This window comes from Methanosarcina barkeri 3, assembly GCF_000970305.1.
GTDB lineage: Archaea > Halobacteriota > Methanosarcinia > Methanosarcinales > Methanosarcinaceae > Methanosarcina > Methanosarcina barkeri_A.
Genome location: NZ_CP009517.1, coordinates 3,153,976 through 3,177,423, shown reverse-complemented (window position 1 = coordinate 3,177,423; position 23,448 = coordinate 3,153,976). Strand labels below are relative to the sequence as shown.

At 41.3% G+C, this 23,448-nt stretch carries 9 protein-coding genes and 3 rRNA genes; 7 read left to right on the top strand and 5 right to left on the bottom strand.

Annotated features, from left to right (window positions below; translation table 11 throughout):
- Positions 1-686 precede the first annotated feature (686 nt).
- Together MSBR3_RS12850 and MSBR3_RS12845 are read left to right on the top strand one after the other, a co-directional pair.
- Positions 687-1,784: a glycosyltransferase family 2 protein gene (locus MSBR3_RS12850; RefSeq protein ID WP_048108619.1), complete on the top strand. Its 1,098-nt coding sequence runs from the start codon at positions 687-689 to the stop codon at positions 1,782-1,784.
- A gap of 15 nt (positions 1,785-1,799) precedes the next feature.
- Entirely contained in the window at positions 1,800-2,855 is a 1,056-nt protein-coding gene (locus MSBR3_RS12845) for a PocR ligand-binding domain-containing protein (RefSeq protein WP_080942301.1), read from the top strand.
- Positions 2,856-3,095: 240 nt separating this feature from the next.
- Here MSBR3_RS12845 and MSBR3_RS12840 read toward each other — a convergent pair whose 3' ends face one another.
- Positions 3,096-3,803 carry a glycoside hydrolase family 16 protein gene (locus tag MSBR3_RS12840; RefSeq protein WP_048108617.1) on the bottom strand — a complete coding sequence of 236 codons (708 nt, stop codon included), beginning with the start codon at positions 3,801-3,803 and terminating at the stop codon, positions 3,096-3,098.
- A 584-nt stretch (positions 3,804-4,387) separates the two neighbouring features.
- Here MSBR3_RS12840 and MSBR3_RS21765 point away from each other — a divergent pair.
- Entirely contained in the window at positions 4,388-5,476 is a 1,089-nt protein-coding gene (locus MSBR3_RS21765; RefSeq protein WP_080942300.1) for an acyltransferase, read from the top strand.
- A gap of 199 nt (positions 5,477-5,675) precedes the next feature.
- On the opposite strand, the gene MSBR3_RS12830 is transcribed toward MSBR3_RS21765, so the two are convergent.
- Together MSBR3_RS12830 and MSBR3_RS12825 are read right to left on the bottom strand one after the other, a co-directional pair.
- Complete coding sequence (locus MSBR3_RS12830; protein WP_048108614.1) at positions 5,676-11,537, bottom strand: tetratricopeptide repeat protein; 5,862 nt, start codon at positions 11,535-11,537, stop codon at positions 5,676-5,678.
- Between the two features lie 601 nt (positions 11,538-12,138).
- Positions 12,139-12,669, bottom strand: a complete 531-nt coding sequence (locus tag MSBR3_RS12825; protein ID WP_048108611.1) for an O-acetyl-ADP-ribose deacetylase — start codon at positions 12,667-12,669, stop codon at positions 12,139-12,141.
- Between the two features lie 672 nt (positions 12,670-13,341).
- Here MSBR3_RS12825 and mtaA point away from each other — a divergent pair.
- A complete protein-coding gene (mtaA, locus tag MSBR3_RS12820) occupies positions 13,342-14,361 on the top strand; it encodes a methylcobamide:CoM methyltransferase MtaA (RefSeq protein WP_048108610.1) in 1,020 nt (339 codons plus the stop codon).
- Positions 14,362-14,954: 593 nt separating this feature from the next.
- Here mtaA and mtaB read toward each other — a convergent pair.
- Positions 14,955-16,343: a methanol--corrinoid protein co-methyltransferase MtaB gene (gene mtaB, locus MSBR3_RS12815; protein ID WP_048108609.1), complete on the bottom strand. Its 1,389-nt coding sequence runs from the start codon at positions 16,341-16,343 to the stop codon at positions 14,955-14,957.
- A gap of 12 nt (positions 16,344-16,355) precedes the next feature.
- The gene (mtaC, locus tag MSBR3_RS12810) at positions 16,356-17,138 is read right to left on the bottom strand and encodes a methanol--corrinoid protein MtaC (RefSeq protein ID WP_048108608.1); all 783 of its coding nucleotides are present in this window, start codon (positions 17,136-17,138) and stop codon (positions 16,356-16,358) included.
- A 1,235-nt stretch (positions 17,139-18,373) separates the two neighbouring features.
- Here mtaC and MSBR3_RS12805 point away from each other — a divergent pair.
- The 3 genes from MSBR3_RS12805 (at position 18,374) to rrf (ending at position 23,170) form a co-directional block, all read left to right on the top strand.
- A 16S ribosomal RNA gene (locus MSBR3_RS12805) occupies positions 18,374-19,851 on the top strand.
- Between the two features lie 216 nt (positions 19,852-20,067).
- A 23S ribosomal RNA gene (locus tag MSBR3_RS12800) occupies positions 20,068-22,970 on the top strand.
- Positions 22,971-23,048: 78 nt separating this feature from the next.
- Positions 23,049-23,170: ribosomal RNA gene (rrf, locus tag MSBR3_RS12795) — 5S ribosomal RNA — on the top strand.
- The 16S, 23S and 5S rRNA genes sit together here, the layout of an rRNA operon.
- Positions 23,171-23,448 lie beyond the last annotated feature (278 nt).

Below are 23,448 nucleotides of genomic sequence, written 5' to 3'. Positions count from 1 at the left end.
ATAGTCAAGAGGCTAAATGATGCAACTATTAGATGGACTATAAAAGGTGATTTTTCTTGCAGCAATTATAGGCATGATTATAGCAGGCATGATTATAGCTTTAAACTCAGAACGTAAATTTTTCGAATAAAATACATATTGACCTTAAGTTTTTCCACGTAAGGTACTTATTCAATATATATTAATAAAATAAGCGTCATGGTTTGAGTTTATACTTGACGTTTAAAGGCTTGATGCTCTACTGTTTTTCAGTTCAAATAAGTAAATTTTATTCCAGATGTAGAATCAAGTTTAATTTTAAGATAAGCTCTCAGGAAATAATTCATTAAAATTGTTATACACAAAAACAGACTTTTCTGGTTAATAGTTACTATAAATGCCATAACTTCGTTTTTAGGAGACATTTTTCGATATTGCCATGTAACAATTAAAAGCTCTCTTCAATAAAATTCAAGATTTTTGTATTTTTAATTATACAGAACTGCAATTTTTCTCCACTATACAGCAGTATTCTGCTAATTATATATACTTGAAGTAAATTTGTTCCGCTATATCCTGCCAATTAATTGAAAAATGAGGTCATAATAACCTAAATGATATAATTTTAATCTTATTTTTTATTATTATGGTGGATTATAATTTTACTTGAAGTTTATTAGCAGTAAGTAATTAGGGGGAATTGCGAAATGACAATCGTTCTGCCTACACGGAACAATGTCATTGCGTTTGTGCCAGCTCATAATGAGGCTGATATAATCCGCTCGACCATTGAATCCATTCTTACTCAAACAGTCAAAGTCGATATTGTTGTAATAAGTGATAACAGTACGGATGATACGGTTAGTATAGTGAGAAGTATAGCTGCCATTGATAACCGCGTAAGTTTAATAGAAACTGTTGGAAATAAATTCAAAAAATCTGGGGCACTGAATACCGCTTATAAAAGTGTCGATCTGAGTTCATATGACTATGTGTTATCAGTCGACGGCGATACAATCGTAGCTCCTGATCTTGTTGAGCAAGCATTAATCGAATTTCAACTGGATCCTTTGCTTGGTGCAGTGTGCTCTCGTGCAGGCGTAGTTAAACAGATAACTAACGGGTTTTTTGAAAAGCTGGTATATCACTGGCAATATGTCGAATATGCAGAGTTCGACAGAAGTCGAGTTAGTCAGGATAGGGGAATTAAAGTCGCTCACGGGATGTGTACTGTATATAAGGTAGAAGCAATAAAAGCAGTTATGGAAAGACGTATAGCTACCGGAAAACTTGACTGCACTTTATATGATATTCATAACATTACTGAAGACTACGAGTTGACAGTAACTCTAAAAGAACTTGGTTACCACACAGCTGCAGGTTTTGGAATGCATGCCTGGACAGATGTCCCGTTAAAGCTAAGAGAGTTATGGAAACAAAGGGTCCGCTGGCTTCGCGGCGGGCTTGATACATTGTGGGAGCACGGATGGAATAAAAGCACCAGAAAAGACATCCTGAACGCCGGACTCTTCTGGATTATGTTGTCTTTTCAGGTTATTCTGCTGTATTACGCTTTTTGTGACATAATCAGGGGTGTTTATCTTCCAAATAGGATGTTTTTGATGGTAATGGGTATAATGTACGTTGACTGTGTTTATACGCTGCGATATGTGCAGAATCCCAGTATTTGGGACTATCTCGTAAGGATGACATTTATTCCTCAATTATTCTATGCATGGTTCACAATTGCTCAGCTAATCTATGCATACTACTTGTTTCTCTTCAAGCCGAACCAAGAGTGGTAATTCAAGAGTGGTAATATGTCATTGATGCAATACCTGCATACACTTTTCACTTCTTACACAGTTAATCTCTTCAATAGCTGGCATATAATATTGCCTCGTGACCTGCATTTGATTTTCACTTATTACGTGTTTAATCAGTTAGGTAACTGGAGTATGTTGCTGCCGCGATACCTGCAAACGTTTGTCTCAGTTGTGGTTTCGGCTGATGTTACTCTAAAATTGTCAAAAGACATATACAAAACAAACGTTTTACAGAAGAATCGAAAAGGATTGTTAAAACTAAACTGGACAATTCCTGTATGGACTCGTGAAAAGACACATCCTGAATTTGATAAATACAGTATGTTTCCTGGCGAATTTGGCATAAGTAAATACATTACCGTGAGAAGATACGTAGAGACAATGCTACGTAGGAGTAAACAGTGCATTAAGCTGAGATTAAAAAATATCTGTTCTCCTGATTGGGAAATGGCTAACCTGGAGCTTGTTGATATCATTGATATTCGGAAGGTCGAGTACCTCATGAGTGATTTCTATAAGCATGTCCCTATCTCCCTGGGTCTGAATGACCTCAAAGGCAATGTTTTAGTAGGTGTCGGATGGCAGGATATCTGTACTAAATTTCATAGGGTTTGTCCCGAAACCTGCAAGTACTGTGTAGAGTGCAACATAAAACTATCCAAAGCCTCTCTCCCTGGAGAGTTTAAAATTTACAGGTGCAAAAACAATATGTGGGACATGGCTGCTCCAATTGTGATAGATGACCGGCACATTGGCGACATTTACGCAGGACAGTTCTTTTTTGAAGATGAACCTGTGGATTATAATCTTTTTCGTTCTCAGGCAAGGAAACAAGGCTTCAATGAGGAAGAATACATAGCAGCGCTTGAAAAGGTTCCGCGGTTGAGCAGGGAAGCTCTGGATAAAGCTATTGACTTCTTGTTGACGTTTGATCAAGTACTCAATTATAAATACAATAGAAAAATTAACAGCAACTCCATGGCATTCCAGACTCCCAGATATTCTTTCAAAAATCAGATTCTTATAAATGAGTTTAACGAAGACGATTAATACAGCGTTAATAACATCATAGCTTTACCGCTGTTTACTTTTTAGTCTCATCTGTTTTATAACTATGTTGTGTTAACTGCAATACTTGTGGCACGTTTTTTGGAATTTGCATAAGAATAATAAGCAACCAGCCATAAACTTAGGTTTATCGAAATTCTCCAAAGTATATACGAGAAGGTAGTAATTTATCCTACATAGTTATAAAGAAAGATTTTAGTGGCTTAAAAGCTACTTTATAATTCAATCGTTAGTTAATGTGAAGTTACTGATTATAAGTTCAATATTTTCTCCATCGGATGGAGGAGCCAGTAACCACAAATTCATTATGACATTTTCAGGCTCTTGCGGGATTGCAGAAACATTTGTATTATTATAGTCTGCTATAACTGTTCCGTCTGCCTGCATGGACGTGAATCTCACATAAGTTGGTTTCCATTCAATTCTATAAGTTATATTTGTGCAGATAATGCTCGATGGAACCGTGTACCCTTTGCTATTTCCTTCAATTTTAGAAGGTTCTATATTATACCAAAGTTGATCTCCATTAGTTTCACTCCATCTTGAGTTTATAATATTTAACTCGTGAGAATCATCTAAATAAGTACAGAGACCTATAACACTATTTTCGTCAAAAGTGAAAACAGGTGAAGCTACAGTCCATGTGAAAGTACCATAACGATATCGATCCTGACTACTTAACATTGTACTTTCCCATCTGCCGTTATTATTTACAGTTGTTAAGTGCAACCTATCTTGACCATCTATCCATGCACCTGTATTATTCCAGTAGTTATTACCAGGATTTGCGTAACCTGATGTCAAATCCCAACTTTGTCCTTTCCAGTTAAGTAGTTGATGTGAAGGGTATGTGTTTACTCCTGATGGAAGAGCCGAAATCGATACAATCAACAGAACAAACAGGCACATTAAATATTTGACCGTTTTCATTTTACCCTCTACGTATTTTAATAAACTATTTCAAAAACTAGCCCTTCATTTTTTAGAGCGGGTAATTTATATTCCCCTTTTACGAATTTTATGGTAACCCTTTCCGAATTTAAATAATTTATGTTCTAGCCAGGTACTTTTACGATAACTTTCTTCTAAACATGGACTTTAAGATATAATATTTGAAATATTCGTTGTGGAAAATCAAGTTTATATTCGGTATTCATTCCTTTTAAGTAGTCCTTCCAAATCGAAAAGCAATCTTCGATTTAAAGAATCAGAGAAGTCTTTAAAATTAACTGATTTCCAAAAACCTCCCTTCATCACTGGCATTTTCTACCAGCTGTACTAACTTGCATGCAATATTGATAAGGAAATGTTTAATAATCATCATTATGTATCTAGCATTAATATTTTTATATGAATAATAAACAAAATATAATCGGTAATTTATATGATAGTTACTAAAAGATCTTATTTAATAGCTTTATTATCAGTAGTTTTTCTTTTTTGTTTAATCTTTATTTCACCTATGGCACTGGTAACTCCGGTACAAAGAATAAGACAATAGTTAAGCGATATTTATGTCATCCAATGAAACTGCCACTCGCGACTCAAATTTCGAACTGCTAAGGATCATTTTAATCTCAATGATTATATGTCTCCACTATTTTAAGTATGGAGGGGCGCTTCATACACTGATACCTTCGGACTCAAATTATTGCTTCGCATATGGGCTGGAAAGCCTTTTTATCATTGCAGTAGATTGTTTTATACTTATAACCGGATACTATCAAATTAATGGAAAATTTAAATTCAAAAAAATTATTGATTTATGGGCGCAGGTTATTTTTTATTCGGTAACTATTTCATCAATATTCTGGTTTACCGGACTTGAATCTGTGAACACATCTACAATATTGCAAGCTTTTTTCCCGATAATTACAGGTACATACTGGTTTGTGACGGTTTATATCGTTCTGTACCTTTTTTCTCCGTTCATAAACGTAGTTATTCAAAATATAAATAAAAAAGATCATAAGAAATTAATTCTGGTTTCTGCAATTTTTTTTGTAATCTTACCCTCAATCAATTTTACCTATTTTACTGATGATATAGGGTACAGTCTATATAATTTCTTTTTCCTTTATTGTGTAGGTGCATACATAAAAAAGTATGATTTCCCGGTAAAGAACCTGACTTATTTCTTATTTGGGTATCTTGTTTGTAGTTTTTTAATATTCTCCGGAGTCACGTTTATTAGAACATATGGAACTCCCGAGTACTTCTTTACTGATCCCTGGAACTATAATTTTATTTTTGTAGAATTAGGAGCCTTTTGCCTTTTTATGGTATTCAAAAATATTAAAATTCAATCCCAAACAATAAATTTTATAGCAACATCTGTTTTCGGTATATATCTTATATCAAATCATCCGTTTGTGTTAGGTGTGTTGTACTCCAGGATCCTGCATTGTACTGATTATTACTATAGTTCTCTCTTTGTTCGTCATATGTTGTTTTCAGGACTCAGTGTCGTTGTCTCGTGTTTGATTATCGATTTCTTTAGACAGAAATTATTTTTACTATTAAGTAAGCTCATCCCAAAATCAATGTTATTCTCATTCAGTAAGATTTTCAGGAACATCTTTCGGAATCAGAAATTTGATTAACTATTCCAAATTCGCGATCCTGAAAACGAATCTTGATTTTTGGGATCTGCTATATTGAAGAATCTGCTATATTGAAGAATCTGCTATATTGAAGGATCTGCTATATTGAAGGATCTGCTATATTGAAAAATCTTACAAAACATATGAGAAATTTTTCCTTTTTTCAGGAACTTTTCCTCATACAGAAACCTTAGAGGCCTTAGTAAAGATCATCACTGGAGTCCTCTTTGTTTTCAATACATTTCAAGGCTTCAAGTTTCCTTTGTGCATCTGCCATGTCGGGACAGAGGCGCAAGATTTCATTGAAGGTGTTTATGGCCTCAGTATATCTTCCCAGTTTTCCCAGGATAACTCCTCTGTAATTCATGGACTGAACATCGTGAGGTTTTATCCTGAGCAGTCTGTCAAAGGCTCTCAGTGCATCTTCGTACTCTTCTATTCTTGCAAGAGAAATGCCTAGATATTTTAAGGACTGCTCGTGCCAGGGGTTAAGAGCAAGAGCTTCGCCAAATGCCCGGCAGGCAGTTTCATAGAGTTTCTGTTTGAAGCAGACAACTCCCACACCATAAATTGCCTTGATGTTTTCAGGGTCTTTTTCCAGTGCGAGGTCAAAGGCTTTCAGGGCTTCCCTGTACATTTCAAGCTTGCAGAATGCGGTTCCTTTGCAGTTCAGGATATTGATATTCTCCGGAGAAATGTCAAGGATGCGGTCAAAATAGTCGATAGATTCCTGAGGCCTATCAAGCTTGATAAGAGTCATGGCTGCATTGTACAGGACTTCTTCATTCTTCGGATTGAAAAGGGCAGCTTTTTCAAAGGCTTTCAGGGCTGCCTCCGGGCTTTCGAGTTCCAACAGGCAGAGCCCAAGGTAGTTCAAACTTTCAGGATCTTCGGGTGAAGCTTCCAGCAGTACTCCAAAGGCCTCGGCAGCAGCTTCGTATTCCTCAAGATTGAAAAGCACAAGCCCACTGTAGTATAGGGCTTCTCTATGAGCAGGATCCTGTTGCAGTATTATATCAAAAGCTTCAAGAGCTTTTTCATATTCCTGAAGCTCCATTCTGGCAATCCCGAGCATATAACAGGCTTCAGTATAATCCTGGAAATCAGGGGCGTACAGGAGTACTCTTTCGAGACTCTGAGCCGCGTCCTCAAAGTTCTGGAGCTTGAAACTCGCCACTGATAGGCTGTAGAGAATGTTTGCGTTGTCAGGGTTCAGGATTAGAGCAGAACTGAAAGCCTGGCTTGCTTCCTCATACATATTTAATCTAAGGAGGGATAGCCCTATCTGTTCCCAGGCAGCTTCCAGAGACGGATCGAGTTCTACGGCCTTTTCAAAAGCTTCAACGGCTTGTTCATCCTGATCAAGCCCTCTTAGAGCAAGCCCTGCTACATACCAGATCTCGGCAGCTTCGGGTTTTACTTCAAGAACTTTCTCCAATGTCTCAACGGCAGCTTCATAACATTCCAGGTTGAGCTGGGAAAGCCCTATTTTCATCCAGACATCTTCGATTTCAGCGTCATTTAATTTCTCCTTTAATACAAATTTGTCTTTTAGTCCTGACTTATCTTCTAACCTTAACTTATCCTCTAACTCAAGGTCTTCTTTTGTTTTTTCTCTCTCAATTTCATCCAGGCTTAATTCGTTAATTTCTTCAGGAGATTCCGTCTGATCTCTCAGGACAGCCTGTTCGAAGGACTCCAGGGCTTCAACATAGTATCCAAGAGAGAATAAAATAAGCCCTCTCCTGTACCAGGCCTTTTCAAAGGCAGGATAAAAGGAAAGAAGTTCTGAAAATATCTCAAGAGCTTCCTCAGGTCTGCCGAGTTCCTGAAGCACCACACCTTTACCGTAGAGGGCCTCTTTTGAAGCCGAATCACTTGCTGTAAGTTTTCCAAGGGGCAGAAGGGCTTCTTCATACCTTCCAAGCTCTATCAATGAGAATGCAAACTTCTCGAAGAGTTCTTCAAAAGCCTTTGTGTTCCCGAAAGCTGGAATTTCTCCTGCATTTTCTTCTCCTGCCCTTTTTTCATAGTTTTCTTCTTCAAACTCTCCAGTATCCTTAATGTTAAAGTTCTCAGCTTCAAGTTCGAGAAGAGTGTCAACTGTAGAAACCATTTCTTCCGGCTTTCCAAGTTCGAAGAGGGCCATGGCTTTTTTGTACAGAATTTCGAGATCCACTGCTCCGGAACTAAGGATAACATCAAAGATTTCCACTGCTTTTTCGTATTCTCTGTTTTCAAAGTGGGAGATTCCTGCATAATAAAGAATTTCGGGCTGCTGGCAGCCAAGTTCAAGAGCGTTTTCAAAGGATTTTGAGGCTTCTTCAAGGTTCCCGAGCCTGAAGAAAGCAATACCCATGTAGTAATACAGATTTTCTTTTTTCGGGCAATATTCCAGCGCTGTTTTAAATGCTTCAATGGCCTCCGGATATTCCTCAAGCTCGAAATGAGTATAAGCTTTTTGCTCAAGGGCATAAGTACAGTCAGGTTTCAATTTAAGGACAGAATCATACATAGTCAAAGCTCTATCTACTTCTCCAAGCGCTTTTAAAGCAACTCCTTTCCTGAAAAGGATAGTCTTTCGCTCCGGATTTTCCCGTAAAACCTGATCAAAGAGTCCAAGGGCTTCTTCATAAAATCCCTGCTTGAAGCAAGCTGTGCTCAGGTGTGCAAGAGCTTCAGTATCGGATGGATTTCTTTTGAGAACTTCCCTGAAACCTGAAGCTGATTCTTCATATTTCCCCAATCTCAATAAAGCCAGGCTCCTCATGTAAAGGGCATCAAAGTTTTCAGAATTTGTTTTAAGTACAGCTTCAAAAACTCTTATAGCTTCCTCAAAGCTCCCAAGTTCGAGACAGGAAACCCCCAACTGATAACAGGTATCCCGATAAGCAGGATCAAGCTCAAGGACTTTCTTAAAGTCTTTTATCGCTTCCTCATACTGCTTCAGCTTTGAACGGGATATTCCTTTCAAATACCAGGCCTCTACAAACAGGAGATTCTCTTCGGTAAGTCTTGAGAATACCTCCAATGCTTTTTCGTAATCTTCCAACCTGATAAGTGCAAGTCCTTTCCAGTAGAATGCAGAGAACTTTTCTTCAGAGTTCTTTTGTTCAAATGAGTTTTTTTCAGAGATATTTCTTTCAAAGGTATTTCTTTCAAAGGTATTTATTTCAGAGGTATTTTTTTCAGAGATATTTCTCTCAGATAAGTTTCGTTCAGGGCAGTATACAAAAGAGCCTTTATCTGAGCCTTTACTTACTTCTTCAAAAAGAGAAAGGGCTTTATCGTACTCTCCGGATTCAAAACTGGCAATTCCCAACTCAAACTTTACTTCTTTATCGTCAGGGTCAAGTTCCAGTACTCTGGAGAGGGTTTCAGCTCCGGATTTATAATTCTTTAACTGCAGGAAGCAAATAGCTTTTTTATGAAGTGCGGAAAAGCTCTCCCGATTTCTTTCAAGTACAGAATCAAAAGCTTCAAGGGCAGCTTTGTATTGTTCGGTTTCAAATAGACAGATGGCTCTATACTCGAGGGCTTCTTGCATTTCTGGATTAAGGCGAACTGCAGACTCAAAGGCATATACTGCTTCCTCTAACATATTTATCCTGTAAAGGCTAAGGCCTTTGTAATACCAGAGAATATCGGAATCCGGCTTTTCTTCAAGAGCACTCTCAAAAGTTTCCAGGGCAGGAAGGTACCTTTCAAGCTGCATTTGCGCAAATCCTTTGTAAGTACGGGCGTCCTCATAGTTAGAATTCTCTTCCTTGTAATCAGGATTCTCTATCTCATCGCGTTTGGGGTTATTTATATCTTCAGGATTGAGATTTTCTTCATCAAGATTGAGATTTTTTTCATCAAGATTGAGATTTTTTATCTCATTATAGTCAGAATTATTTACTTCTCTATAACCTAGATTTTTTGCAATTACTTCATCAAAAGCTCTTATAGCCTCTTCAAAACGTTCCAGTTTTATCAGGGCAAGCCCTTTTCTATACCAGGCTTCCCTGGACTCTGGACTCTCACTGAGTACCTGATCAAAAGCCTGAAGCGCAGTCTCATACTTTCCAATCTTCATTGCAAATTTCCCTTTCCTGAACTGGATTTCCGGATCTTCGGGACTTTTAGCAGCTAGTCTTTCAAAGGTTTCCAGGGCTTCTTCCTGCTTTCCGAGTTCAGCCTGGGTAGCTGCAAGGCTATATAATAAATCGGGATAATCCGGATTAAGAGACAGTACTTTGTCAAAGCATTCCAGGGCAGTTTTCGTTCTTCCTAGCTTTAGCAGAGCCGTTCCTCTATTGTAAATGGAATCAAGGTCTACAGGGTTGATTTTAAGAGCTTCATCAAAGGCTTCACTGGCTTTTTCATATTTGTCGGCAGCCAGTAATGTTAGCCCTCTATTTCTCCAGGCGTCTTCAAAGTCAGGATTGAGGCTCACAGCTTTTCCAAAAGCCTCAAGAGCTTCTTCCGTTTTTCCAAGCTTTCCGAGTACTATTCCTTTATTATTCCAGCCTTTCTCAAGATACGGGTTCAAACGCAGACCTTCTTCAAAGGCTTCAAGAGATTCTTGATAGTGTTCTAAAGAATAGAGTGCAAAGCCCTTATTCATCCAGCAGGCTTCGTTATCGGGCTTGAGTTCAGCAACTTTCTCAAGAGCTTTCAGGGAAGACTCGAATTTTCCACTGTCAAGGAGAATTAATCCTTTCTGGAGCCAGAGCTCGTGGTTTTCGGGTTCTTTTTCGAGGCTTCGTGTAAGAGATTCAAGAGCCTCTTCGGTACGGCCTAACTTGATCAGCATAGTGCGCCTGAACTTTTGGGCCTTAACAAGTTCTGGGTTCTGTTCAAGCACGGAATTGAAGGCATCGAGCGCTTCGTCATATTTTCCTTCCATAGCAAGAAAACGCCCCTGCTGGTACAGGGCGTCTCCATATGAAGGGTCCAGTTCGGCAGTTCTTGAGAAAGACTGTGCAGCTTCCCCAAAACGCTGCAGTTTCGCAAGAGCAAGAGCTCTGTTATACCAAATTTCCTTCATATCAGGATAGATTTCAAGCACAGAGTCAAAGGCTTCAAGGGCTTCTTCATAAACCTCAAGCTTCATCAGAGCAAGGCATTTGTAATTCCATGCCTCATAATATGTGGGGTCCAGTCTGATTGCCTCTTCGAAAGCTTTTATGGCATCATTGAGCCTGAGTAGCTGGATAAGAGCAAGACCTTTTTTGAGCCAGATTTCTTTATTTCCCGGATTTATTTTCAAGATTTTCGAAAAAGTTTTCTCGGCATCTTCGTAATGGGAAAGTTCATTTAAAAGAATACCTTTCTGATAGAGAGCAGTCTCGTTGACAGGAAATTTCCTTAAAAATGCATCAACGCATTCCAGAGCTTCTTCCGTTTTTCCAAGCTTTATCAGCAAAGAGTATTTTTGTTTCCAGGCCTCTTTATATCTGGAGTTTTCCCGAATCAGAAAATTAAAGCATTCCAGCGCTTCTCCATACTTCTCAAGCTTTGCAAGAACCAGGCCTTTTGCATAGCAAGCGTCTGTATTTTTCGGATTGATCTTAAGTGCGTGTTCAAAACATTCCAGGGCTTCTTCGTAACTTCTGGCTTTTCCAGCTACAGTGCCTTGGGCATACCAGGCTATCCCACATTCAGGCTCAAGTTCAAGTGCTTTCTCAAAACAAAGAATTGAAGCCCCGGTTTTTTCCAGTTCGGCAAGCGCTATTCCTTTATGGTACCATATTTTTGTACTGTCTGGATTTATTTCAAGTGCGTTGTCATAAGCTTCTAGGGCTGCTTCAAACTTTTCAAGAGTGGCCAGAGCGATTCCTTTTTTGTAGAGAGCATCGAAATTTTCGGGCTCAAAGTGCAGGATCTGGTCAAAGGAGTCGAGGGCATCTGCTGGTTTTTTTATTTTTAGCAGGGCGAGTCCTCTATTAAAAAGAGCTCCTATGTGACCTGGATCTTTGTCTACAATCTTATTGAAAACATTAATTGATTTTTCGTACCTTTTTTGTTTAATCAGGCCAAGTCCTCTTTGAAAAGCTTCATCGTGATTGATAACCAACTCCTCCGGTTCTTTTCTCTAATCCTGTTCCTATGCTTCCTGACTTTGTTTCTGCACTTTCCTGACTTTGTTTTAGCACTTTTTGATTCTGTTCCTGAAAGCCCAAAGATCTAAAACTTGAATATTAGTCTTTTTATCAAACCTTTATAATATTTTGCTCTGCTTTCTCTAACTTCTCATTTTTTATGAGTCTTTCCTCTAACTCACAATTTAAAATTCTTTTTCAAATTGGTAACTATTTTTTAGTGTTAATCGCCAAGTTTAGTATACATCCAACTCGAAATCTATTATCATTATTAATTTTTGTTTAGAATCTAATTTCCTAACATTGTATATAAACGATCCTCAATAATTAAGCATGGGGGAATAATTTTTAGTCTATTTTTTAAATATTTTTTAAAAAATATCTCATGGATTCTGCGGACAATTTGTAATATAAATAAACTGTTAATGAAAAATAGATATGCAAACTCTAAATAAAATCTAATAGAATCTAAATTTAATTAAAACCTAAACTAATCAAAACCTAAAACTAATTAAGACCTAAAACTAATTAAAACTAAGATTAATCAAACCTAAAATCAATTTTTCTAAATTGAAGTTAAACCTTAGTGACTCCTAAAACTGCTTCCTGAAGATACTTGCAGGTTTCTTTGTTGAAACAAACAAGAAAAACTTTTTCAGGCAATTCATTTTCCTGAAGGAACTTAGCTATTTCGGAAACTGCAATTCCTGCAGCTCGTTCTGAAGGAAAGTTATATGCTCCTGTACTTATAGCTGGAAAAGCAATGGTTTTTATGGCATATTCTCCTGCAAGTTCAAGGCTTTCTCTGTAGCAGGAAGCCAGTAAACCGTCCTCTCCTTTTTGACCTCCCTGCCATACCGGCCCGACAGTATGTATTACCCATTTTGCAGGCAGGCAATATCCCTTTGTAATTTTTGCTTCTCCTGTAGCACAACCTTTCAAACCCTTACATTCTTCAAGCAGTCCTGGCCCTGCGGCTCTATGAATAGAGCCATCGACTCCTCCACCCCCAAGAAGAGTCGAGTTTGCAGCATTTACGATTGCATCTACTTTTAGCTTTACAATATCCTCCTGAATTACTGTTAAACTTTCAGAAATGCGTACCATAATCTGCCCTTTTGCTTCGCTTCTTTATATATTGTCCGATTTATTTTCCGGTGTACTGTCTGTGTTTATCTGCAATTTCTATTTCTACTATTTTGGGCAATTTCTATTTCTACTATTTTGGGCAATTTCTGGCTTTGCTTTTTCTCTTTATTATTTTGTTTTATTCTTTTATTTTGCCTTCTTATTTTTGTTTTATTTTTTGCTTTACCTTCTTATTTTTATTTTATTCTTTTATTTTGCCTTCTTCTTTTTTGTTTTACTCTTTTACTTTACCTACTTGTTCTTTCCATTTGCTGCTTTATAGTACAATTTTTTCTTTGAGGTTCTTCTTCAGTTTATGGATTCCCAAACAATGATATAGCATAAAACCTAGATTATATTAGTCAATCTGGGCACAGGGATTTGGTTTTCCCGAAGGTGATTACTTGCCTTTTATGGGAATTTTTAATATTTGGATATGCCTCAAAGGGTTAGAAAACTATAAGTTATCGATCTTAAAGATCAATAGCATACGAGAATGTAGTAGAAAACTCAAAAGGTTAAAAACTTACAGAGAATTTCAATAAACCCCAGTTTATGGCCGGTTGCTTATAAACAGTATATGAGTAATTTCTTGATTTAGAAGTTTATCGTAATTCTCTACAAATTGAAACTTTACATGGGGAGATAATCATGAATGAAATGACACTCAAAGAGAGACTTTTAAACGCGCTTGAAGGTAAAGAAGTTGATAAAGTACCAGTCTGTTCTGTAACTCAGACAGGAATTGTTGAATTAATGGACGAAGTAGGGGCTCCCTGGCCGGAGGCTCATTCTGACCCTGAACAAATGGCAAAGCTCGCGATTGCAAACTATGAGCTCAGCGGGCTTGAAGCTGTAAGAGTTCCATATTGCCTGACTGTACTCGCCGAGGCTATGGGTTGTGAGGTTAATATGGGAACTAAAAACAGGCAGCCGTCAGTTACTGCACATCCTTATCCCAAGGACCTCGAGGGCATGGAAATGCCTGAGAACCTGCTTGATATGGGCAGGATCCGGGCTGTACTTGATTCGATAAAAATTATAAGGGAAAGAGTAGGATCGGATGTACCTATTATAGGAGGAATGGAAGGACCAGTTACTCTTGCCTCCGATCTGGCGAGTGTAAAGTCCTTTATGAAATGGTCTATTAAAAAGCCCGATCTATTACATCGGGTGCTGGATTTTGCAACCGATGCTACAATAGCGTACGCAAATTCAATGGTCATTGCGGGGGCGGATGTTATCTCCATTGCCGATCCTGTAGCATCTCCTGACCTGATGAGTCCGGATTCTTTTAAAAATGAGCTTCAGTCAAGGCTGCAGAAGTTTTCCTCAAACGTAGATTCGGTCACGGTTCTGCATATCTGTGGAAATGTGGGTCCGATCCTTGACTATATGGCAGATTGTGGTTTCGAAGGTTTGAGCGTTGAAGAAAAGGTTGGTAGTATTAAAAAGGCTAAGGAAGTACTTGGGGACAGAGCAAGGCTCGTAGGGAATATATCCAGCCCGTTTGTTTTGCTTCCGGGTCCGATCGATAAGATAAAAGAAGAATCGAAAAAAGCTATTTCAGAAGGTGTAGATGTACTGGCACCTGGCTGCGGAATTGCACCTATGACTCCTCTTTCCCACATTAAAGCTATGGTCGAGGCAAGAGACGAGTACTACGCTTGAAGATTCGTAGAAGTAAAACGAGTTTAATTAATTTACCAGCTAATTTTTACAAACTTTACTATCTTCATTACTTTTATTACTATTTTATACTATTTTTGTCACTATTTCCAATTTTTATATCTCAATTTTGCCGCTTATATCGTGTTCTAGAAGTTTGTGTTTTATCTGGAAGTTTGTGTTTTATCTGGAAGTTTGTGTTTTATCTGGAAGTTTGTGTTTTATCTGGAAGTTTGTGTTTTATCTGGAAGTTTGTGTTTTATCTGGAAGTTTGTGTCTCATTCTGGAAGTATGGGATCCGACTCGCCTTTCTCTAGCAGACTACTTCTGATCATTCTTTCCTGATGGAATTGTTTCGACCGGTTTCTCATGCCCTGCATAATTATAAATCTAGAGTAATAAACTAAGTTTTAGCTAGAGTAAACTAAGTGTTAGTGTTTAAAACCACAACTTTGGTATTCATTCAATTAATTCTGCTTAATAAAAATCGTTGCAAGTGCTAAATGAGTCTTCAGTACTAAAAATTCTATATATTTATTAAGGAAAATATAAACTACAATCGGGATTTTAAAAAAGGAAAAGGAGAATTGCCCTGATTAGAGGCCGTAGTTCTCCGGCTTGAAGACTTTAACTTCCTGTTTATACTTTGTGAGACAATCGCTCATGAACTGGTCCTTGTCGTCAGTAAGACCCTCAAAAGCTGCTTTTGCATCTGAAAGGGCTTTAGCTTCAAACCTGGAAAGTTCAAGTTTCTTCTTTGCTCCTTCTTCTACGATGTTAATGCATTCAATTGCAGCGTTCTTAGCGCGAAGGTATATATCGTCTCCGTTCTTTACAATTGCCTGCCCGACTCTATAGGCGTTAGGGTATGCGAGTACATAGCCCTGTGCGTCTCTATACAGATCGGAAGCCATGAACATGTCTCTCAAGATCTTTTCATTACCCGATTCGAGGGCAACGTTCATTAGAGCACAGTCATATGCAAGAGTTTCGGACCAGCACTGGACAGTTGTACCGCCAAATTCACCATGATACTCAACTGACTCGTTGGACCAGAGGTCACAGCACTGCATGACCAGATTGCCCATAAGGTCGGAGTGGGCACACGTTGAAGTTTTACCTTCCTGAGTAATTGGCACACCTGCAATTGATTTTACAATGGTGTTCTCATAACCACAGTCCTTTCCAGGGCCTACTGCACCGGCTTCGTAAGCAACGAGTGACCTGGCTGCAGAAATCGCCCTTGCGATAATTGCTAGTGTGTGGGCGAGATTTTTGTCTAGTAGCCCTCCTGCAATGAACATTGCAGTGTTTGCCTGGGCACAGTCTGTATCACCTGAAGCTACAGTTCCTGTCTTCTTCGCAATTGATGCAATATCTTGCCAGATCATTTCCATGTCTATGCTACCGAGAACACCGATGCCGTAAAGTACTCCGGCCATATCGTTCCTGAGAATTGCATAGTCAAAGATTTCTTTCCCGCCCATTGACTCAACTGCAAGCATATCAGCACCATTCTGGGCACATTGTTCGAAGGCCTCCAAAAAGGTGTTATATTTGTCTCCTCCTCTAAGCTCGAGGTATTCCCTGCTCTCACGGATGTCACCAATGGTGTGGCGGAGTGCACACTTTATGCCGTATTCGTCATGGTAGTCTTCCATGATAGTCTTCTGGGCATGTGCGACTTCTGCTCCCCAGGAAGGATTGTTGGACATCTGCTGAACATGTTCGGTTTCAAGCACGACAGCAGGGGCTCCGATCTGAACCATTCTTGCCATAATGTCAGTGGTGATCCTTTCGTATTCTTTTATGAGTTTTTCTTTGGATGCGCCAGCTTCAGGTCTTGGAGCATAGTTAACTTCGGGAGCTGTGTAGCCGGCACCGATTTCCAGTTCCAGTCCGGTTTTAACTGGGGTGATAGCTCTTCCAAAAACCATATCATCTGCGTTTGCATAAGCCATTTTAGTATATCTTGTTACTGTCATTACTCCATCTCCTCAGTGTTTATGGAATTTCTCCCTCAGTTTCACAACGTTATCCCCATGTGCCTTGATGAAATCCGCTATCTTAGGAGCATCGGCTGCTTCTTCGCCATATACGCCTAACTCATACTGGGATACGAAGTCCTGGTTCACAGCACCGCCACCACATGCAAACGGAATCCTGTAGCCTTTCTCCAGAAGCTTGTCATTAACTTCTTTAAATGCGTACATGGTTGTGGTCATCAGGGCAGTACCTGTAAGCATGAGGGGATTTTCTTTCTCGACAGCCGATATTACCTCATCTACAGGGACATCTCTTCCAAGATCCACTACTTCATATCCGTTAGCTCTAAGCAATGCGGCTACGATATTCTTTCCTATATCGTGGACGTCCCCTTCTGCAACGTGACAAACAACTTTCCCTTTAACAACAGGTGCTTTTCCTGCTTTCTGCTTAACATAGTCAATGCCTTCCAGCATGGCATCAGCAGACATCATCACGTTTGGCAGGAAAATAACTCCCTCATCATAAAGTCTCGTGACTACTCCCATTCCAACCATCAGTGCGTCATCGATAAGAGAGATAGGGTCTTTCCCTGAGTCAATAGCTTTCTCCAACCCTTCAACAACGTCGTCCTCTTCGCCTTCAAAGATAGCCTTTGCAATCGGATAAATCATCGAATCCTTTGGGTAAAGTTCTTCTGCAGCATCTTCCGGTGTCATTTCCTTTTCCATTTTTACGTTATAACGAACCAGAATACCACTGGGATCTATATCTATCAAATGTCTAACCTCCATTTTGGCATTTGAGGAGCAAATAATCCCTGATCATTTACAGGGATAAAAATCGGGTTAAAAATCTAAATTCTCCTGAGATAGATCTTACTTTATATCTTAGTCTTGTTTAGTACTTAATCCCCCTGTTTTTTCACAGTAACAACTAAATGAGATCCAAACAGGTTTAAATTTCCCAAGTTCTTCCCAATTTCTTAAAGGGACTCCTAACTCCTCTTAATTTAATTGGAATCCTATATATATAAAACTCACTGAGCAAGTTTAAGGTTCTAACACTGAACTTTAAACTATGATTTCGCTATCGAGAAGCCTTGTTATTCTTTATGTCCAGTTTTTATGAGTTTTCTTTAACTCATATAATTTAAAAACACGTACAATTATTAATATTCAAAGATTTTTTAACAGCAGCATAAATTTTCTAATTTTCCAGCAAGTTAAGCTAATTACCAGAAAACATATTACAATAAATGTCACTTAATAAATTTAAAAATAAATGCCTGCACTCAACAATAAATATGTTCTATCTTATCCGTTATTTTTTAACTTAATTTCTTTTAGGAAAGATATATCTGTCAGCCTTTTAGTATTACTTGTTCGGAATAACTTTCCCGAAAGGTATATATATCAGTAATCCCATTAGATGATCCCTGATCCGGGAAGATCAGTATTCATTAGATCTATAGATTTTGCAAAAAATCATTTTTGCAATAAAATCTATGGATAAAAATCATCAAAACAAAAGCTTTATATACAAGAAATCCCTTGTATGTATCCCTTACAGAAAGCAAAACTGTGAGCATTCGACTCTCTTATAATCCCGTATCATTAGAATAACAATATCTCTATAGATTCAAGCAAATTTTTTATTTTGCTATGGATCTTTGGGCTAAAAATTGTCGAACGGGAAAGCTTTATATACTAGAAATGTCTTGTATGTATCCCTCACACAAAGCGATTGTGTCGAGGTGAATAACACAAAGCTTTATATACAAGAAATACCTTGTATATCTCCCTGCGCAAACTGATTGCGTAGGTAAAAAATCACAAATCTCTTTCATCTTTTAATGGAGTCAGGAGTTTTTTCCTGTCTGACGAGGATTTTGTCGGTTCGGTTAATTCTGGGCGGTGAGAGTTTTTCATAACACATCATCGCGAAACTGAAATAACTGAATTGATAGTTGTTAGTGCAAGTTTCTGCGACCAAGACCTTTAATTTTGAAGTGTGCGATACATTAACAATTCTGGTTGATCCTGCCAGAGGTTACTGCTATCGGTGTTCGCCTAAGCCATGCGAGTCATATGTTCTTCGTGAACATGGCGTACTGCTCAGTAACACGTGGATAACCTGCCCTTGGGTCCGGCATAACCCCGGGAAACTGGAGATAATTCCGGATAACGCACATATGCTGGAATGCTTTATGCGTAAAATGGATTCGTCTGCCCAAGGATGGGTCTGCGGCCTATCAGGTAGTAGTGGGTGTAATGTACCTACTAGCCAACAACGGGTACGGGTTGTGAGAGCAAGAGCCCGGAGATGGATTCTGAGACATGAATCCAGGCCCTACGGGGCGCAGCAGGCGCGAAAACTTTACAATGCGGGAAACCGTGATAAGGGGACACCGAGTGCCAGCGTCATACGCTGGCTGTCCAGGTGTGTAAAATACACCTGTTAGCAAGGGCCGGGCAAGACCGGTGCCAGCCGCCGCGGTAACACCGGCGGCCCGAGTGGTGATCGTGATTATTGGGTCTAAAGGGTCCGTAGCCGGTTTGGTCAGTCCTCCGGGAAATCTGATAGCTCAACTATTAGGCTTTCGGGGGATACTGCCAGACTTGGAACCGGGAGAGGTAAGAGGTACTACAGGGGTAGGAGTGAAATCTTGTAATCCCTGTGGGACCACCTGTGGCGAAGGCGTCTTACCAGAACGGGTTCGACGGTGAGGGACGAAAGCTGGGGGCACGAACCGGATTAGATACCCGGGTAGTCCCAGCCGTAAACGATGCTCGCTAGGTGTCAGGCATGGCGCGACCGTGTCTGGTGCCGCAGGGAAGCCGTGAAGCGAGCCACCTGGGAAGTACGGCCGCAAGGCTGAAACTTAAAGGAATTGGCGGGGGAGCACAACAACGGGTGGAGCCTGCGGTTTAATTGGACTCAACGCCGGACAACTCACCGGGGACGACAGCAAAATGTAGGCCAGGCTGAAGACCTTGCCTGAATCGCTGAGAGGAGGTGCATGGCCGTCGCCAGTTCGTACTGTGAAGCATCCTGTTAAGTCAGGCAACGAGCGAGACCCGTGCCCACTGTTACCAGCATATCCTCCGGGATGATGGGTACTCTGTGGGGACCGCCGGTGTTAAATCGGAGGAAGGTGCGGGCCACGGTAGGTCAGTATGCCCCGAATTTCCCGGGCTACACGCGGGCTACAATGAATGGGACAATGGGTCCCTCCCCTGAAAAGGGCTGGTAATCTCACAAACCCATCCTTAGTTCGGATCGAGGGCTGTAACTCGCCCTCGTGAAGCTGGAATCCGTAGTAATCGCGTTTCAATATAGCGCGGTGAATACGTCCCTGCTCCTTGCACACACCGCCCGTCAAACCACCCGAGTGAGGTATGGGTGAGGGCACGAACTTTGTGTCGTGTTCGAACCTGTGCTTTGCAAGGGGGGTTAAGTCGTAACAAGGTAGCCGTAGGGGAATCTGCGGCTGGATCACCTCCTAAGCATAAAAAACCCACCACCCAGATGCCGATAAACCGACAAAACCTCACCATTAAAATCATCGATCATAATACAATGATCGTCTACTTATCAAACTCATTAAATGCACCCGGGAAGTAAATTTCCGGGGAAGGACGGATTGCCTGTGTTGACATGCAGGTACATGAAGTCATGTATAGGTGCTGTATACTGGACGCTTACTGGACCTGGTTAGGATACACAGGAATTATGCTATCAGGTGGATGGCTCGGCTCAAGAGCTGATGAAGGACGTGCCAAGCTGCGATAAGCCCGGGGTAGGTGCAAGGAGCCTATGAACCCGGGATCTCCGAATGGGACCTCTCCATAGTGATCAGTAATGATCGGGAACGCTCCGAATTGAAACATCTCAGTAGGAGCAGGAAAAGAAATCAAACGAGATACCGTGAGTAACGGCGAGTGAAAACGGCACAGTTCAAACCGAATCCCTTCACAGGGAAATGTGGTGTTGTAGGGCTGTTCAAACGTCTGGCGGCTAAACAGAACTTGCCTGAAACGGCAGACCATAGAGTGTGACAGTCACGTATGTGTAAACCAATAGACCGGAACATGTCCCTGAGTACCGTGCGTCGGATATCGTGCGGGAATCCGGGGGGCACCAACCTCCAAAACTAAATACTACTTGAGACCGATAGCGAAATAGTAGGGTGACCGAACGCTGAAAAGTACCCCGAGAAGGGAGGTGCAAAGTGCCTGAAACCTGATAGTGATGGAACGATACGGCATGAAAGGAACTTTGATATGAAGGAAACATTCGCGAGAATGCTGTACGAATATCACTGCCAGTGTCGTATCTTACGTTTTGAAGAACGGGCCAGGGAGTTTATCTTGGTGGCAATGGCTAACCTTATATTTGGGCAGCCGAAGCGAAAGCAACATGTGCGCAGCCCTCGGGCGAGGCACGACGTATACAAGTGCGTGGAGTCACCGGGGTAAGACCCGAAGCCGGGTGATCTAGGCGTGGGCAGGTTGAAGCGTGGCGAAAGCTACGTGGAGGACCGCAAGCGGTGTTGATCTGCAAATCATTCGTGTGACCTGCGTCTCGTAGTGAAATGCTAATCTAACCCGGCATCCGCTGGTTCCTTCCGAAACATGTCGCAGCATGACCTGACTGGAGATCGTCGGTGGAGTAGAGCACTGATTAGCGGTTCCGGGGGGGAAACCCCTCGCCCGCCTGTCAAACTCCAAACCCACCGTCATCGTAGAAAGTCGGAGTCCGGACTGCTGGGGTAAGCTTGTAGTCCGTAAGGGAGACAACCCAGCCCGTGGTTAAGGTCCCCAAGTGTCGACTAAGTGTAAACGCTAAAGGGCGTCCCAAGCCCAAGACAGCTGGAAGGTTAGCTTAGAAGCAGCTACCCTTCAAAGAGTGCGTAACAGCTCACCAGTCGAGGTTTGGGGCCCCGAAAATTGACGGGGCTCAAGTCGACCACCGATACCACGGAGTACCGTAAGGTAATCTCGTAGGAAGGCGTTGCGTTCGGACTGAAGCAGGGCTGTGAAGTCCTGTGGACCGTTCGCAAACGAAAATCCTGGTAATAGTAGCAGCAAAGCAGGGTGAGAATCCCTGCCGCCGAAGGGGCCAGGTTTCCTCGGCAATGATCGTCAGCCGAGGGTTAGTCGGTCCTAAGACGTACCGTAACTCGAGTACGCCGAAAGGGAAACAGGTTAATATTCCTGTACCATTTAGCAATCCGTCTGACGTCTCAGGGCAGGCCGAGCGGCGTCGTCGCGCCGTCTAAGCAGCGAACCCCGTGGAGAGCCGTAATGGCGAGAAGCGGGCGAATCTGTTATGGCTAAAGTCGGCTGCACCCAGGGACCCGTGAAAAGGCCGCTAAATGTCCGTACCGAGATCTGACACTGGTGCCCCTAGCTGAAAAGGCTAAGGCGTGTCGGAGTAATTCAGTTAAGGGAATTCGGCAAATTAGCTCCGTAACTTCGGGATAAGGAGTGCCTGCTGTGAAGACAGCAGGTCGCAGTGACCAGGGGGCTCTAACTGTCTAATACCAACATAGGAGATTGCAAACCCGTAAGGGCTAGTACAATCTCTGAATCCTGCTCAGTGCAGGTACCTGAAACCCCGGCTCAACGGGAAGAAGGGCCTGTAAACAGCGGGGGTAACTATGACCCTCTTAAGGTAGCGTAGTACCTTGTCGCTTAATTGGCGACTTGCATGAATGGATCAATGAGAGCCCCACTGTCCCTAACTGGAATCCGGTGAAGCTTACATTCTAGTGCACAGTCTAGAGACCTCTAGGGGGAAGTGAAGACCCCGTGGAGCTTTACTGCAGCCTGTCGCTGGGTTGTGGTTCTGGATGTACAGAGTAGGTAGGAGGCGTCGAAGCGGGTGCGCCAGCATCCGTGGAGCCACAATTGGGACACTACCCTTCTGGGACTACGACCCTAACTCTGAGAAGAGGACCCCGATAGGTGGGCAGTTTGCCTGGGGCGGGACGCCCTTGAAAAGATATCAAGGGCGCGCAATGGTTGACTCAAGTGGGTCGGAAACTCACTGAAGAGTGCAAGAGCATAAGTCAGCCTGACGTTATTCAGCATAGCAGTGGATGACGAGACGAAAGTCGGCTCTAGCGAACTTTTGAGCCTCCTTGGTGGGGGCCAAAAATGACAGAAAAGTTACCCCGGGGATAATTGAGTCGTTGCCGGCAAGAGTACATATCGACCCGGCAGCTTGCTACCTCGATGTCGGTTCTTTCCATCCTGGCCGTGCAGCAGCGGCCAAGGGTGAGGTTGTTCGCCTATTAAAGGAGATCGTGAGCTGGGTTTAGACCGTCGTGAGACAGGTCGGTTACTATCTACTAGAGGTGTTTGAGGTCTGCGGGTAAGCTGCTTTTAGTACGAGAGGAACCAAGCAGCGGCGCCCCTGGTGTACCGGTTGTCTGACAAGGCATCGCCGGGCAGCTACGCGCTTCGGAATAAGAGCTGAATGCATCTAAGCTCGAAATCTTTCCTAAAAAGAGACCTCATTAAGGATTCCGGTAAAAGACCGGTTTGATAGAAACGGGATGTAAGCACCAAGGCAACGAGGTGTTCAGTCCGCGTTCACTAATTATCCGTTCCTTTCCAAGTCAGGTCCAGGCGAAATCCAGTAATGCAGCACTTTATACATGACTTTTCCTTTTCCAATCCTTCTTATATGTTGAGTATGGCGGCCATAGCGGCAGTGCAACTCCTGTACCCATCCCGAACACAGTAGATAAGCCTGCCCGCGTTCCTTACTGTACTGAAGTGTGCGAGCCTTCGGGAACTCTGGATCGCTGCCATGCTCACCTTATAATACTTTACTTTTCCATGGCTTTTTTAAAAATTAGTTCTTTTAGATTATTGTATATTTTGATTCTTGCATATATCAAATTTTAATTCTTTTATATCTTAAATTTTGATTCTAGCATATTTCTTAAGTTATTTTTACGCTTTTGTATACTCAATCTGTGAAATTTGCTTACTCCTTTATTTTCCTTCTGTTTGAATGAGTGAAGCGAGTGAAACAGATTCCTTGCTATTGCGATTACAATGCAACTATGAGAAAATCTTTAATTTTTTG

What these genes read in the sequence shown, in the direction of transcription:
- MSBR3_RS12845 (WP_080942301.1), top strand. Translation starts at nt 1,800, where the DNA reads ATGTCATTGATGCAATACCTGCATACACTTTTCACTTCTTACACAGTT.
- mtaC (WP_048108608.1), bottom strand. Translation starts at nt 17,138, where the DNA reads ATGGAGGTTAGACATTTGATAGATATAGATCCCAGTGGTATTCTGGTT.
- MSBR3_RS12850 (WP_048108619.1), top strand. Translation starts at nt 687, where the DNA reads ATGACAATCGTTCTGCCTACACGGAACAATGTCATTGCGTTTGTGCCA.
- mtaB (WP_048108609.1), bottom strand. Translation starts at nt 16,343, where the DNA reads ATGACAGTAACAAGATATACTAAAATGGCTTATGCAAACGCAGATGAT.
- mtaA (WP_048108610.1), top strand. Translation starts at nt 13,342, where the DNA reads ATGAATGAAATGACACTCAAAGAGAGACTTTTAAACGCGCTTGAAGGT.
- MSBR3_RS12825 (WP_048108611.1), bottom strand. Translation starts at nt 12,669, where the DNA reads ATGGTACGCATTTCTGAAAGTTTAACAGTAATTCAGGAGGATATTGTA.
- MSBR3_RS12840 (WP_048108617.1), bottom strand. Translation starts at nt 3,803, where the DNA reads ATGAAAACGGTCAAATATTTAATGTGCCTGTTTGTTCTGTTGATTGTA.
- MSBR3_RS21765 (WP_080942300.1), top strand. Translation starts at nt 4,388, where the DNA reads ATGTCATCCAATGAAACTGCCACTCGCGACTCAAATTTCGAACTGCTA.